This is a genomic window from Massilia terrae (genome assembly GCF_024753145.1).
Lineage (GTDB): Bacteria > Pseudomonadota > Gammaproteobacteria > Burkholderiales > Burkholderiaceae_D > Telluria > Telluria terrae.
Genome location: NZ_JANUGU010000007.1, coordinates 100572 through 113189 on the forward strand (window position 1 = coordinate 100572; position 12618 = coordinate 113189).

The window sequence follows — 12618 nt, forward strand, 5'->3', positions numbered from 1 at the left end:
AGTATGCCAATTCTGGTGACCAAAAAAAAGCTACAAAAGGTAAAGGGGCTATAACGTAGGCTTCTCCCCGGCCGTCGTCCCGGCGGGGTTCAAGCCTCTTCCAGCGTCGTCACCAGCGCCGCCTGCTCCACCCGGTTGCGACCGTTCCGCTTGGCCTCCTGCAGCGCCGCGTCGGCGCGCTGGAACAGGGTCACGGTGCTGTCGTCGGGGCGGATGGTGGTGACGCCGAAGCTGGCCGTCATGGCGATCAGCGCCCGCTCGGTCTTGCACGGGCTGCCTTCGATCGCCGCGCGCATGCGTTCGGCCACCAGGCTGGCTTCCTCCAGCCCGGTACGCGGCAACAGGATCGCGAAGGCGCCGCCGACCAGGCGCCCGAGCTGGTCGCTGTCGCGCAGCTGGCGCTTGCAGACCTCGGCCACGTGGCGCAGCACGGCGTCGCCGGCCAGATGGCCGTAGCCGTCGTTGACGCGCTTGAACTGGTCGAGGTCGAGCGTGACCAGCGCGGTCGCCTGGCCGGGCCGGCGCGCCAGCGACATCCACGGCGCCAGCAGATTGAAGAAGCCGCGCCGGTTCGGCACGTCGGTGACCGGGTCGACGACCTGCAGCCGCGCCAGGTCCTGCTGCAGCTTTTCGCGCCCGAGCAGCAGCTTGCCGAAGGCGTACAGCAGCATCAAGCCATACAGCGCGAAGATGTAGCACTCGCGCAGCAGCCCGTTCGAGAGCCATCCCCAGCCCTGCGGCATGGCCAGTACCAGCACACCGCGCGCCGCCACCACCAGCGCCAGCAGCGCGCCGCTCACCGACAGGAAGCGCCGCAGCATCGAGGCATCACGCCAGCCGCGCGCCAGCGCCAGCGCGGCCGACAAATAGAAGACACCGAGGATCAGCGAGGCGGCCACCGCCCGCAGGCCATTCTCGTCGACCCGGTAGCAGGCCAGGAACAGGCCGATGGCGATCGCCAGCGCGGCCATGGTCGGACGGCGCCAGCGCGGCCGGCCCGCCGCTTCCCAGAACGCGCCCGCTTCCCAGGCCACGCCGCCGAACAGCAGCGCATACCCGGCCGGCAGCGCCAGCGCTTCCGGGAACACGCCGCTGCCGCCCAGCGCCAGCAGCAGCCACGCGCCGGCCTGGAACTGCCGCCCCAGCGACCACGCCACGGTGGCGCCGTCGCGCGGGCTGCCGTAGTCGAAGAAGAACAGGGTGGCGCACAGAACCAGGTTGCCCAGCGCGAGAACCAGTGCGGTCGAATCCATCGGTCGCAGCCTTATCAGTATTCGTGTTCGACGTTGCCGCTGCCGTCGCCGACCTTGCTGGCCCAGGCCCGCGCCCAGTAGGTCTTCTCGGCCTCCGACGGCGCCTCGTGCCAGAACACGATCAGCGTGCCCTTGTGGTCGTGCAGCTGGGTGAGCTTGTCGACGAAGGAGCCGCAGCCGTCGCCATCGGCCAGCGACATCGCGTAGCCGTACACGCGGTTCAGCCGCTCGATGCGGTCGGGCTCGGTCTGGCTGTTGGTGGCGCTGATGGCGGGATGATCCAGGAACATGCAGGTTCTCCGAATGGCGGCGCGGCCAGCTTATCAGAAACTCATGCTGCGTAACAAGCTGACAAGCACGGCCGGCGCTGGCATATACTTGGCCGATGCCGTCCTCCACGCAACCGTCCCTGCCCGACCCTGCCGCGGCGCCGCTGGTGCGCACCGCGCGCGGCCGCCGCACGCTCGAATTCGCCGAGGGCGACATCCAGAGCGAAATGCTGCTGGCGCGTCCGGACAAGCTGGTGCTGGCCTACGCCAAGGCCATGATGGGCTTCGCGCTGTTCGTGCCGCGCCCGCGCCACATCGTGATGGTCGGCCTGGGCGGCGGCTCGCTGGCCAAGTTCTGCTACCGCCACTTTCCGCGCGCCCGCATCACCGTGGTCGAATTGCGCGGCGACGTGATCGCCTTGCGCGAGGCGTTCCAGGTGCCGCCGGACGATGCCCGCTTGCGCGTGGTGCACGCCGATGCCACCGCCTGGCTCGCGCGCCATCCCGGCAGCGCCGACGTGCTGCTGATCGACGGCTTCGACGCCGACGGCCTGCCGCCGGCACTGGGCAGCGCGCGCTTCTACGCGGACTGCCATGCGCTGCTGGCCGACGGCGGGGTCGCGGTGGCCAACATCTTCAGTTACGACAAGGCGCGCGGCGCGATGCTGGCGCGGCTGCGGCACGCCTTCGGCAACCGTGTCTGCTGGCTGAATGGCGTGGCCGGCAACAACCACATCTTCTTCGCCCTCAAGGGCGGCACGCGCCGCGCGGACCGCCTGTGCGCCCGGTTCGGCGACGGCCGCGGACTCGGCGCGCGCTGGCTCAACTGGCTGTTCGCGCGCCTGCTGGTGGCCTGGCTGGCGCACCGTGTCACCGCCTGACCACTGTCGCGCCGCCAGCGCGCACGATTCGATTGCCCAATCCGGCCAGTTATGACACACTGGCGCGCTGATGCTCACCGGCAATTTTTAAACATTTTTTAACAAGCTTCCGACCGCCATGCTCCGTCTCCGGCCCTTCAACCTGAGCTTTGCAGCGACTTTGACGCTGGGCAGCGGCCTCGCGGCGTCGGCAGCGCTGTTCGTGGCCGCCAGCCACCTGGAGTACGACAACCAGACCCTCGCTTTCGAGCAGCGCGCGGCGCAGCGGGTGGCGATGGTGCGCCAGGGGCTGAACGAGGCGGTCGAGGTGGCGGCGGTGGCCAACCAGCTGTTCGCGACCGCCGGCCCGGTGACGCGCGCACAGTTCCACGATTTCACCGCGCCCCTGCTCAAGCGCCATCCCTTCATCAAGGCCTTCAACTATCACCGTGTGGTGGCGGGCGGCGAGCGCGCCGCGGCCGAAGCGGAGCTGCAGGGCCTGCGCGCCGGCACCGTGATCACCGAAAAGCATGGCGGCACCCAGGCCCCGGCGCCGCAGCGCGCCAGCTACAGCGTGGTCTGGTATCTGGAGCCGATGGCCGGCAACGAGCCGGCGCTGGGCCTGAACGCCAGCGCCCACGCCGAAGTGACCGAAGCGCTCGCGCGCGCGCAGGCCAGCGGCCAGGTAGCCGCCAGCGACCTGCTCGACCTGGCCCAGGACAGCACCCCGCAAGCCAGCTTCGAACTGATCATGCCGGTGTACGGCGCCGGCGGCAAACTGGTGGGCGATACGGCCGCCGTGATCCGCGGCCGCGAACTGGTGCGCACGATCTTCGATGGCACCGGCCTGCTGGAAGACCAGGGGATTCACCTCGCGGTGTATGCCGGCTCCGAACCGCAAGCGTCACGCCTGATGTTCGCGACCGCCGGCGCCGGCGCCAACGCGCCGCGCGACCGCGTCGCCGCCTGGGTCGCGCCCGACTATACCGGCCGCCTCGAACGCAGCTTCAGCGTGGCTGGCCGCACCTGGCTGGTGCAGGTGGCCGCGGCCCCGCGCGCCTTCCTGCCCGACCACCTCGGTTCGCTGACGATGCTGGTCGGCGGCATCCTGTTCACGCTGCTGGTGACGGCCTTCGTGCAGACCACCGCCGCGCGCGCGCGCCGCGTGCAGCAGCTGGTGCGCGAGCGCACCGCGGACCTCAAGCGCAGCAACCTGCGCCTGGTCGAGGACGTGATCGCGCGCCGCCGCACCGAGAAGGCGCTGCAGGAAAGCGAACAGCGCTTCCGCCAGCTGGTGGCGATGTCCTCCGACTGGTACTGGGAGCAGGACAAGGACTTCCGCTTCACCAGCATCACCGGCGACTTCGCCGGCAAGGCCGGCATCGCGGCCGAGCGCCTGTTCGGCAAGACCCGCTGGGAATGCGTGCCCGATCTTGAGGATTTGCCGGGCGGCCGCGAGCACATCGCCTGCCTGCACGCGCACCAGCCGTTCCAGGAATTCGAATACCAGGCCGAGGACGACCAGGGCGCCACCCGCTGGTTCAGCATCAACGGCACCCCGCTGTTCGACGACACCGGCGCCTTCATCGGCTACCGCGGCACCGGCAGCGACATCACCGCGCGCAAGCTCACCGAGCAGCGCGTGTACCACGTGGCCCAGCACGACGTGCTGACCGGCCTGCCCAACCGTTCGCTGCTGCAGGACCGCCTCGGCCAGGCCGTGGCCTACGCCACCCGCAGCGGCTTCCCGGTGTGGGTGATGATGATCGACCTGGACCGCTTCAAGTACGTCAACGACAGCATGGGCCACAAGGCCGGCGACGTGCTGCTGGTGACGGTGGCGGCGCGCCTGCGCTCCTCGCTGCGCGATTCCGACACGGTGGCGCGCCTGTCCGGCGACGAATTCGTGGTGATCCTGTCCGAGCACGCCAACGAACCGCTCACGCGCGATATCGTGCAGCGCGTGATGGACGCGGTGGCGCGCCCGGTCATGCTGGGCACCAAGGAGTTCATGGTCACCTGCAGCATCGGGGTGGCGGTGTATCCGAGCGAAGGCACGTCGGCCGACAGCCTGATCGAGCATGCCGACATCGCCATGTACAGCGCCAAGAAGCAGGGCCGCAACAACTTCCAGTTCTACACCCCGGCGATGAACGAGGAATCGCTGGAGCGCGTGCGCATCGAATCGGCGCTGCGCAATGCGCTGGAGCGCGACGAGTTCGTGCTGTTCTACCAGCCCCAGGTGGACCTGGCGACCGGCCACATCGTCGGCATGGAGGCGCTGATCCGCTGGAACCATCCGGAACTGGGCATGGTGCCGCCGAACCGCTTCGTGCCGGTGGCCGAGGAGACCGGCATGATCGTGCCGATCGGCGCCTGGGTGATGCGCACCGCGGCGGCCCAGGCCAAGGCCTGGCAGGACGCGGGCCTGGGCCAGGTGCGGGTCGCGGTCAACCTGTCGGCGCGCCAGTTCGGCGACCCCGACCTGATCTCCGGGATCGAAGCGGTGCTGGCCGACACCCGCCTGCCGGCCGACAGCTTCGAGCTGGAGCTGACCGAGAGCCTGTTCATGAGCGACGTGACGCCGGCGGTCGACCTGCTGCACCGGATGAAGGCGCTGGGCGTGAACCTGTCGATCGACGATTTCGGCACCGGCTACTCGAGCCTGTCCTATCTGTCGCGCTTCCCGATCGACGTGCTGAAGATCGACCGCAGCTTCGTCAACGACATCACCGACGACGCCAACGACGCCGCCATCGTCAGCTCGATCATCGCGCTGGCCCACAACCTGAAGCTGTCGGTGATCGCGGAAGGGGTGGAAACGGCGGAGCAGCTGGACTACCTGCGCAGCCAGGGCTGCGACGAAATGCAGGGCTACTACTTCAGCCGTCCCCTGCCCGCCGCCGACTTCGAGAAGCTGCTGCGCGAGCGGCGCTGCCTGCCGGTGCTGCAACTGGACGAGCCGCTGGCCATCTGAGTTTCCTGGAGAGTAGGCAATCCGACAAGATTGCCCTACAATTGCAATATCTTTTGTGCAATCAGGAGACGGGCATGATCATCGAACAAGAACGCCAGGACAAGGCCGCCGGGCAAGCACTCAAGCGCACCGACCTGCGCACGCGCGACCTCGTCAACCAGGCCATCGCCTCGCTGCCGACGCTGGGCGTGCAACGCTCCGCCGCCTTCCTCGCGGCGATGAACGTGCCGCCGGAGATCGCGGTGCGCTGCCTGGTCTATCCGCACCGCCGCCGCGCCGCGGCCTGAAACCGCTCAGCCGCCGATATCGGCCAGCGAGTCGCGGCCCTTGTCGGTGAGCGCGAAGCCGCCTTCCGCGCGAGCGGCGATATGGGATTTGCGGGACAGGAAGTGCACCACTTCCGCATCCGCCGCGGCCAGCGGATCAGCCGCCAGCTGGCGCAGCGCCTCGATGCAGCGGCGCAGGAACAATAGCTCCGTGCCCTTGTCGGTCAGCGCCACGCTGCCGTCGCGGCCATACTGGATCAGCTTCAGCCCGGACAGCTTCTTGGCGTTGCGCCCGACGCAGGCATTGAAGCGGTCGGTGCGGGCGCCGCGCCGGATGAATTCCAGCGCGTCGTATTCATCGGTAGTGAGTTTCTGGTCCTTCATTGCCGCCTTTCAAGTCAGGGGCGCATGGTACCGCCCATCGCCCCGCGCGGCAACCCGCCAGGATCAGCGCAAGGTGCGCAGCAGCGCCCAGCTCAGGCCAATCCCCGCCAGCACCCCGAACCCCAGCGCCAGCTGGAAGCCGCGCGAATCCATCAGCGAAGTACGGCCGAGATAGATTTTGTTGTGCAGGGTTTTGCCCATGATGTGTCTCCCGAGGTTACTGACTACTGAGTCAATGCTACTCGTGAAACGTTCGCGCGCGTGTGACGGTTGACACCAAGCACCGAAATCTATGGCGAGAAAGCAACAACATTCCTAATGCGCGCCCATACGCTTGCCGGGCTGTTACGATGAATTCGACCGTAATCGCTTTGGAGTGCACCATGAATCACCCGCAACGCAGGACCGACCCCGGCGCCCAAGGCCGCCCTTACCTCGAAGAAGCCGACATCGGCAGTGGCGAGAAAACGCCGGCGCAACTGGAAACGGAAGAGATGATCCGCCAGATCCCGCCGCTGCCCCATCCCCAGCAGGCCGACAACAATTCGTCGAAACAAGACGGAGGGCACGGCAACAGCTGACATCCGCGGCATGGCCGCCGGCCGCCGGATTGGGCCTCAGGCCCGGATCGGCGGCTCCGGCATCCTGGGTTCCTGCACCGGCGCATTGGTCGGCGCGGGATACTCGTCCGGCGCCTTCGGCGGGCTCTGCGTTGGCGGCGGGTTTTCCGGATCGGGCGTCTGGTGGCCGCGGCGCACCGGTTCCTGCTGGTCGTGGTGGATGTTCATGTCGTCCTCCCTGCTGATTGCCGCACCGCTGTGCGGCGGCGTCGGGAAAGGCGCCGCTCCTGCCGGGCCGCGGCGCCGGGCGGCGCGTCATGCGCCGCCACATGCCAACTCAATGGCCGCTCTTCTGCTTGCTGCCGCCGCCCGCGCCCTTGCCGGTTTCGGCTTTCTGGCGCGACATCTGGTTGTGACTGCTCTTTCCCGACTTGCCGGCGCGCTTGTTGGCGAGATCTTCCTCGCTTTGATTGGCCGACTGCTTATTCTGGGTGCCGCTCGATTTCGACTGGCTCATGCTGCTCCTCCTGGTTGAAAAAGCCGATGCTTGGCGCAGCCTAGCATGGAAGAAGCAGTGCGGTTTTCAATCGTGCGCGCCGCTGCGCCGCGCCAGCGGGGCGCGCAGCACGAGGTCCGATTGCGCCACCGCGACGCAGGGCAGCACGTCGCCCTCGCGCTTCTCGTCGAAGGACAGGCCGGGCCACTCGACCAGGTAGCGCACCGCGCCCTGCTCCATCCGGCACAGGCAGGTGCGGCAGGTGCCGTTGCGGCAGGAACTGGGCAGCTCGATGCCGGCCGCCTCGGCGGCTTTCAAGAGCGGCATGCCATCGGGCGCATCGAAGCGCCAGCCGCTCGGCAGCAGGGTGACGGTGTAGGCTTTCATCGGGCCCGATTGTAGCCGCTCGCGGCCGCCTCGTGCCTGAGTTCGTTCGCGCACAGACCCGACAGCAGCGGCCGAACTACGCTGGCCCTTCCTTCGTCAGCCCAAGGTGGATGCATTGAAATACCCGATTTCCGCACTGGCCGCCGGGCTGTTCGCCGCCGCGCCGGTGCTCGCACAGCAGACGCTTCCAACACCGGCGCCGATGCCGGCGCAGACAGCACCGGTTGCGCTGCCGCAGGATCCGGCGCAAGCGCCGCCAGCCGCCGCGCCCCGGCTCAGCGCCAGCGTCCAGCGCGTGCTGCGCGCCCAGGTCCTGCTCGACCGCGCGCACTTCTCGCCGGGCGAAATCGATGGCGCTTACGGCGGCAATATGCGGCAGGCGCTGGCCGGCTTCCAGCAGTCGCACCAGCTGCCGGCCAGCGGCAAGCTCGATGACGCCACCTACAAGGCGCTCGACAGCGACGGTGCGCCGACGCTGACCGCCTACACCGTCACCGCGGCCGACGCGGCCGGCCCCTTCGTGCCGGTCCCGGACGACATGATGGCCAAGGCCGAGCTGCCCGCGCTCGGTTTCAGCAGCCCGGACGAGGCGCTGGGCGAACGCTTCCACGCCAGCCCGGCGCTGCTCAAGCGGCTCAATCCGGGCAAGGACCTGGGCCGCGTCGGCGAGCAGCTGGTGGTGCCCAATGTACTCGGCGCCGCGGCGCTGCCGAAAGCCGCGAAGATCGTGGTGTCCAGGGAGCAGCGCGTACTGCGCCTGCTGGACGCCGACGGCAGGCAGATCGCCCAGTACCCGGCATCGACCGGCAGCGAGCACGATCCGCTGCCGATCGGCGTGTGGAAGGTGAAGGGCGTGCTGCCAAACCCGACCTACCACTACAACCCCAAGCTGTTCTGGGACGCGTCGCCGGGCGACCGCAAGGCGACGATCCAGGCCGGCCCGAACAACCCGGTGGGCGTGGCGTGGATCGACCTGTCCAAGCCGCACTACGGCATCCACGGGACACCGCTGCCGTCGACCATCGGCAAGACCGAGTCGCACGGCTGCATCCGCCTGACCAACTGGAGCGCGGCCGAAGTGGCCGCGCTGGTCGGCGCCGGCACCGAGGTCGACCTGCAGGAAAACTAAACTCGCGAGGAGGCGCGCATGAGATGGCTTCTGACGTTTTTGCTGGGTGTCCTGGTGGGCGCCGGCGGGTTGTTCGCCTGGCTGCACAGCCTGCCGCCGCGGACGCCGCCTGAACCGGTGCTGACCCAGAGCGGCCACGCCCTGCCCGCCCCGCCGCCGCCCGCGGCCGCGAACCCCATCGAGGGGCAATTGCCGCCGGCGCCCAAGGTGCAGCCCGACCTGACCGAAGTCGACCTGCCGATCAAGCCGGATCCGGCGACCGCGGGCGCGGTGGCAGCGGTGCCGCCGGTGGCCACCGACAAGCCGCAGGGCCTGCTGTTGCCGGTGCAGGGCATCAAGTTCGGCCAGCTCAGCGATACCTTCAACCAGCCGCGCGGCAAAGAGCGCCAGCACCCGGCGCTCGACATCATGGCCGCGCGCGGCACGCCGGTGCTGGCGGCGGCGGACGGCAAGGTGGTCAAGCTCGTCAACAGCAAGCCGGGCGGGCTGACGGTGTACGAGTTCGATCCAACTAGTACGTATGCGTACTATTATGCGCACCTGGACCGGTATGCGGACGGGCTGAAGGAAGGGATGGCGGTCAAGCGCGGCGACGTGCTGGGCTACGTCGGCAGCACCGGCAACGCCAGCAAGGAGGCGCCGCACCTGCACTTCGCTGTAGTGGAGCTGACGTCGGAGAAGCAGTGGTGGACGGGGACGCCGATTGATCCGTATCCCTTGCTGGAACACTGAACAGAGCCACCAGCTGCAACACCGTCGTCCCCGCGCAGCGGGGACGACGGTTTTTCGGCTAGAGCTTAAAGCGGCCTTTATTGGACTTCGTCGACATCCGCGCCAACGTTGATCGCCGCATACGCCCGCTGCACCGCGACCGACTCCTTGCTACCCTTCCCGTACAACTCCTCCGCCGCCTCCACCATCTTGCTCCGCGCATCGGCATAGTTGGTGCTCGACGTGAACTTGCTCGTGTTCGCGTTGAACCAGATCCGGTACGCCTTGTCCGTCCCGATCCCGCTCATCGCCGCCGGCTTCTTCACCAGGTACTTGCTGTAGTAATCGCTGCCCGCATCCGCATTCGATCCCTGCGCCAGGAAGTAGAACATGCGGTTGTTCGGCCCGCTGCTGTAGTGCACATCCAGCCGCTTGAGCGACGTGCTCCACGCGTCCGGGCTGCTGCCGTCCTTGCTCGGCTTGTACATCCAGCGCAGCGGCGTGCCGGTCTTGCTGATCTCCTTGCCCATCACCCAGTCGTTGCCGGACAGCGGAATCGTATCGCCCTTGCCGCCGCCCCGCGCATACGCCTCGACCGCCTCGCCGTTGATGTCCGAGCTAGACTCGTTCAGCCCGCCGGATTCGCCCGAATAGGTCAGGTTCGAGGTGGCCGCCGTCACGCCGTGTCCCATCTCGTGGCCGATCACATCGTTCGAGCCCAGGCTGTAGAACGAAGACCCGTCGCCGATGAACATGCAGCGGCAGGTATCGCTGTAGTAGGCATTGTCGTAGGCCGTGTTGACGTGCGCCGCGATGTAGGTGGCGGTGTCGTGCCCGTCCAGCGACAGCCAGCCCATCGCATACTTGAGCGTGTCGTAGGTGTTCATCAGGCCCCACATCGCATTCACCGCCGCGGTCTGGCCGTTGGCGTTGGTGGTGCTGCCGCCGTTGATGTACTGCTTGCCGTCGCCCCAGGTATTGCTGGTGTTGGTGTACAGCTGCCCGGCCGAGCTGCTGTGGTTGGCATTGGTGATCGCCATCGCGCCGTATGCGCCGCCCTTGCCGCGCGAATCGTCGCGCATCTGGTAGACGCCGTTCACCAGCGTGGTATTGACCGGCACCTGGCCGTTGTACTGGCTGTTCCCCACGCCGACCACGCTCTGCAGCATGTCCCACTGGTCGATCACATGGCCGTCCACCGCGCTCACCACGGTGTCGCGGTACAGCGGCTTCTTCCCCGCGACCATGCGCGTGTGCACCAGCCAGGCCAGCTCGTAACGGTCGACCACGTCCTGCACGTCGAGCGCATTGAGCTCCGCTTCCGGCTTGCCGGCCGCCGCCGGCAGGCGCTCGGTCTTCATCAGCGGATAGATGATCAGCTGCGCGCTCGGCACCGCGATGCTGGTCGCGCCCTTGCCCAGCGCCGCCAGCACGGCGTCGATCGCGGCGCGCGCCGACACTGCCGGTGTGACATCGAGCGCGGCGCCGCCGCTCCGGTTGGCCAGCTTGCCAAGGCTCTCGCGGCGCGGCGACGCCGATTCGCGGAGCACGCGCCCGGCGGCGTCCAGCACCACCACCGACTCCGAACCGAACACCGGCACGCCCTTCCAGGTGTGCTGCAGGCGCAGCACCTGCGTCCCCTGCACGCCCGGATGCTGCGACAATGGCGCGAAGCCATGGTCGCCATCCAGCCCGCGCGCCGCCAGCTGGGCCGACAGCTGCGCCACCAGCGCGGCGGTGTCCTGCGGCGATTGCACCCGTGGCGCGCTCATCATTGGCGCGGCCGCCGCTTCGCACAGGGACAGGGTGAGCGCGCCAAGCGCCGATGCCAGCAGGGTAAGTCGCATATTCATGGTGACTCCTCGTTGAAGCGGCGGGTTGGGCCGCCGCACCGCCCGTTGATAGGAAAGCCCCAGCACGGCAAGGCGGGCTGGGCGCCAGTCACCAATATCGGTCGAGCTTCACCGGAAGAGTTTGCTTAAGCGCAAAAAGCCCCGCGATCGGTGGAACCGATGGCGGGGCTCTTAAGTCGTCACCTGGAAGGATTACAGCGGGTCGGCCTTGAAGGTATTGCACTGCTCGATGTCGCCGCTGTCCATGCCGCGCTTGAACCAGCGCACGCGCTGCGCCGACGTGCCGTGGGTAAAGGAATCCGGCACGACCACGCCCTGCGACTGGCGCTGCAGGGTATCGTCGCCGATCGCGGTGGCCGCGTGCAGCGCGGACTCCACATCGCCCTGCTCCAGGATATTGCGCGCGGCATTGGTGCGCTTGCCCCACACGCCGGCGAAGCAGTCGGCCTGCAGCTCGACCCGCACCGACAGCGCATTGGCCTGCCGCTCGTCCATGCGGCTGCGCGCGCGGTCGACCTTGTCCATGATGCCCATCAGCGTCTGCACGTGGTGCCCGACCTCGTGCGCGATGACGTAGGCCTGCGCGAATTCGCCCGATTCGTGAAAGCGCTCGCGCATCAGCCGGTAAAAGCTGAGGTCGATGTAGACCTTGTGATCGCCCGGGCAGTAGAACGGCCCGGCCGCCGTCTTGCCGACGCCGCAGGCGGTTTGCGTGGCGCCGCTAAACAGCACTAGGGTCGGGTTCTGATACGTGGCGTTGTGCTCGCGGAAGATCTGGGCCCAGGTATCCTCGGTGTAGCGCAGCACGGTCTTGACGAAGCGGGTCTGCTGGTCTTCCGGCCCGGCCTGCCGGCGCGGCGCCTCCTGCTGCTGGACCGTGGGCGCGCCGCCCCCGCTGAGCAGGCTCAGGATGGTGGACGGCGACACGCCGAACAGCCACGAACCGATCAGCGCGATGACGATGGTGCCGATGCCGATCGAGCGGCCGCCGAAGCCGAATCCTCCACCGCCCCCGCCGCTGCCGCGCAGGTCCTCGACGTTATTACTTTCCGGGTCGCCTTCCCATTTCATGATGTATGCCTCAATGCCCGCTCAAATACGGTGCGTCACAGTATGGGGCAAGTTTACCGGATCAGTATGTTCGAGTGTTCACATAATCGCATCAGCGTTCGGGCGGGCGTTTCAGGTTGACGGCGCCGAGGTGCTCGCGCGCGTCCTTGGTGCGCAGCTCGTCGGACAATACGAGGCCGGCCCGTTCTTCGTCGCGCATGCTGCGTTCGCGCCGTTCGCGCTCGACTTCACGTGCAATCTGGCCGTCGGTGGAAAGCGGTTTGGTCTTCATGTCGTCCCTGTGAAGAGGTGAACTGTGGCGAAAGTATGGCCTTGGCCGCTGAACCCGTATGTTCGCATGTTCACATAAAATCGGCGCATTACGGCGTGTAGTGCGGCCGCCGATGCAAAAACGACTACACT

The 12618-nt window shown here is 67.8% G+C and carries 16 protein-coding genes; 6 read left to right on the forward strand and 10 right to left on the reverse strand.

What is annotated here, in order from left to right; all coding sequences use genetic code 11:
• Nucleotides 1–89: 89 nt before the first annotated feature.
• Together NX778_RS18610 and NX778_RS18615 are read right to left on the reverse strand one after the other, a co-directional pair.
• Complete coding sequence (locus NX778_RS18610) at nt 90–1253, reverse strand: GGDEF domain-containing protein (RefSeq protein ID WP_258813279.1); 1164 nt, start codon at nt 1251–1253, stop codon at nt 90–92.
• Between the two features lie 14 nt (nt 1254–1267).
• Nucleotides 1268–1543, reverse strand: coding sequence for a hypothetical protein (locus tag NX778_RS18615; protein ID WP_258813280.1), 276 nt, complete (start codon nt 1541–1543; stop codon nt 1268–1270).
• Nucleotides 1544–1638: 95 nt separating this feature from the next.
• Between NX778_RS18615 and NX778_RS18620 the strand changes: the two genes are divergently transcribed.
• The 3 genes from NX778_RS18620 to NX778_RS18630 all read left to right on the forward strand — a co-directional run bounded on the left by NX778_RS18620 (nt 1639) and on the right by NX778_RS18630 (nt 5646).
• Nucleotides 1639–2403: a spermine/spermidine synthase domain-containing protein gene (locus NX778_RS18620; RefSeq protein ID WP_258813281.1), complete on the forward strand. Its 765-nt coding sequence runs from the start codon at nt 1639–1641 to the stop codon at nt 2401–2403.
• A 118-nt stretch (nt 2404–2521) separates the two neighbouring features.
• Complete coding sequence (locus tag NX778_RS18625; RefSeq protein WP_258813282.1) at nt 2522–5359, forward strand: bifunctional diguanylate cyclase/phosphodiesterase; 2838 nt, start codon at nt 2522–2524, stop codon at nt 5357–5359.
• A gap of 74 nt (nt 5360–5433) precedes the next feature.
• Nucleotides 5434–5646, forward strand: coding sequence for a hypothetical protein (locus NX778_RS18630; protein ID WP_258813283.1), 213 nt, complete (start codon nt 5434–5436; stop codon nt 5644–5646).
• 6 nt (nt 5647–5652) lie between these two features.
• Here the strand turns inward: NX778_RS18630 and NX778_RS18635 are convergent, their stop codons facing one another.
• Entirely contained in the window at nt 5653–6009 is a 357-nt protein-coding gene (locus NX778_RS18635) for a hypothetical protein (protein WP_258813284.1), read from the reverse strand.
• A gap of 63 nt (nt 6010–6072) precedes the next feature.
• Entirely contained in the window at nt 6073–6210 is a 138-nt protein-coding gene (locus NX778_RS18640; protein ID WP_258813285.1) for a hypothetical protein, read from the reverse strand.
• Between the two features lie 182 nt (nt 6211–6392).
• Here NX778_RS18640 and NX778_RS18645 point away from each other — a divergent pair, with 182 nt between their 5' ends.
• Complete coding sequence (locus tag NX778_RS18645; RefSeq protein ID WP_258813286.1) at nt 6393–6590, forward strand: hypothetical protein; 198 nt, start codon at nt 6393–6395, stop codon at nt 6588–6590.
• A gap of 36 nt (nt 6591–6626) precedes the next feature.
• Here NX778_RS18645 and NX778_RS18650 read toward each other — a convergent pair whose 3' ends face one another.
• The 3 genes from NX778_RS18650 to NX778_RS18660 form a co-directional block, all read right to left on the reverse strand.
• Nucleotides 6627–6797 carry a hypothetical protein gene (locus tag NX778_RS18650; RefSeq protein WP_258813287.1) on the reverse strand — a complete coding sequence of 57 codons (171 nt, stop codon included), beginning with the start codon at nt 6795–6797 and terminating at the stop codon, nt 6627–6629.
• Nucleotides 6798–6906: 109 nt separating this feature from the next.
• Nucleotides 6907–7086, reverse strand: coding sequence for a hypothetical protein (locus NX778_RS18655; RefSeq protein ID WP_258813288.1), 180 nt, complete (start codon nt 7084–7086; stop codon nt 6907–6909).
• A gap of 66 nt (nt 7087–7152) precedes the next feature.
• On the reverse strand, nt 7153–7452 hold the full coding sequence (locus tag NX778_RS18660; RefSeq protein ID WP_258813289.1) for a 2Fe-2S iron-sulfur cluster-binding protein: 300 nt from the start codon (nt 7450–7452) through the stop codon (nt 7153–7155).
• 115 nt (nt 7453–7567) lie between these two features.
• Here NX778_RS18660 and NX778_RS18665 point away from each other — a divergent pair, with 115 nt between their 5' ends.
• Nucleotides 7568–8581 carry a L,D-transpeptidase family protein gene (locus NX778_RS18665; RefSeq protein ID WP_258813290.1) on the forward strand — a complete coding sequence of 338 codons (1014 nt, stop codon included), beginning with the start codon at nt 7568–7570 and terminating at the stop codon, nt 8579–8581.
• 18 nt (nt 8582–8599) lie between these two features.
• Nucleotides 8600–9313 carry a M23 family metallopeptidase gene (locus NX778_RS18670; RefSeq protein WP_258813291.1) on the forward strand — a complete coding sequence of 238 codons (714 nt, stop codon included), beginning with the start codon at nt 8600–8602 and terminating at the stop codon, nt 9311–9313.
• 77 nt (nt 9314–9390) lie between these two features.
• On the opposite strand, the gene NX778_RS18675 is transcribed toward NX778_RS18670, so the two are convergent.
• From NX778_RS18675 to NX778_RS18685, 3 genes are all read right to left on the reverse strand, one after another.
• Entirely contained in the window at nt 9391–11145 is a 1755-nt protein-coding gene (locus NX778_RS18675) for a M4 family metallopeptidase (RefSeq protein ID WP_258813292.1), read from the reverse strand.
• Nucleotides 11146–11337: 192 nt separating this feature from the next.
• Nucleotides 11338–12216: a KPN_02809 family neutral zinc metallopeptidase gene (gene ypfJ / locus NX778_RS18680; RefSeq protein WP_258813293.1), complete on the reverse strand. Its 879-nt coding sequence runs from the start codon at nt 12214–12216 to the stop codon at nt 11338–11340.
• Between the two features lie 91 nt (nt 12217–12307).
• Nucleotides 12308–12487 (reverse strand): hypothetical protein, encoded by a 180-nt coding sequence (locus NX778_RS18685; protein WP_258813294.1) that lies wholly within the window; start codon nt 12485–12487, stop codon nt 12308–12310.
• Nucleotides 12488–12618 lie beyond the last annotated feature (131 nt).

Excerpts from the sequence above, each read along its gene's own strand:
- NX778_RS18610 (WP_258813279.1), bottom strand. The coding sequence starts at position 1,253 with ATGGATTCGACCGCACTGGTTCTCGCGCTGGGCAACCTGGTTCTGTGC.
- NX778_RS18615 (WP_258813280.1), bottom strand. The coding sequence starts at position 1,543 with ATGTTCCTGGATCATCCCGCCATCAGCGCCACCAACAGCCAGACCGAG.
- NX778_RS18620 (WP_258813281.1), top strand. The coding sequence starts at position 1,639 with ATGCCGTCCTCCACGCAACCGTCCCTGCCCGACCCTGCCGCGGCGCCG.
- NX778_RS18625 (WP_258813282.1), top strand. The coding sequence starts at position 2,522 with ATGCTCCGTCTCCGGCCCTTCAACCTGAGCTTTGCAGCGACTTTGACG.
- NX778_RS18630 (WP_258813283.1), top strand. The coding sequence starts at position 5,434 with ATGATCATCGAACAAGAACGCCAGGACAAGGCCGCCGGGCAAGCACTC.
- NX778_RS18635 (WP_258813284.1), bottom strand. The coding sequence starts at position 6,009 with ATGAAGGACCAGAAACTCACTACCGATGAATACGACGCGCTGGAATTC.
- NX778_RS18640 (WP_258813285.1), bottom strand. The coding sequence starts at position 6,210 with ATGGGCAAAACCCTGCACAACAAAATCTATCTCGGCCGTACTTCGCTG.
- NX778_RS18645 (WP_258813286.1), top strand. The coding sequence starts at position 6,393 with ATGAATCACCCGCAACGCAGGACCGACCCCGGCGCCCAAGGCCGCCCT.
- NX778_RS18650 (WP_258813287.1), bottom strand. The coding sequence starts at position 6,797 with ATGAACATCCACCACGACCAGCAGGAACCGGTGCGCCGCGGCCACCAG.
- NX778_RS18655 (WP_258813288.1), bottom strand. The coding sequence starts at position 7,086 with ATGAGCCAGTCGAAATCGAGCGGCACCCAGAATAAGCAGTCGGCCAAT.
- NX778_RS18660 (WP_258813289.1), bottom strand. The coding sequence starts at position 7,452 with ATGAAAGCCTACACCGTCACCCTGCTGCCGAGCGGCTGGCGCTTCGAT.
- NX778_RS18670 (WP_258813291.1), top strand. The coding sequence starts at position 8,600 with ATGAGATGGCTTCTGACGTTTTTGCTGGGTGTCCTGGTGGGCGCCGGC.
- NX778_RS18675 (WP_258813292.1), bottom strand. The coding sequence starts at position 11,145 with ATGAATATGCGACTTACCCTGCTGGCATCGGCGCTTGGCGCGCTCACC.
- ypfJ (WP_258813293.1), bottom strand. The coding sequence starts at position 12,216 with ATGAAATGGGAAGGCGACCCGGAAAGTAATAACGTCGAGGACCTGCGC.
- NX778_RS18685 (WP_258813294.1), bottom strand. The coding sequence starts at position 12,487 with ATGAAGACCAAACCGCTTTCCACCGACGGCCAGATTGCACGTGAAGTC.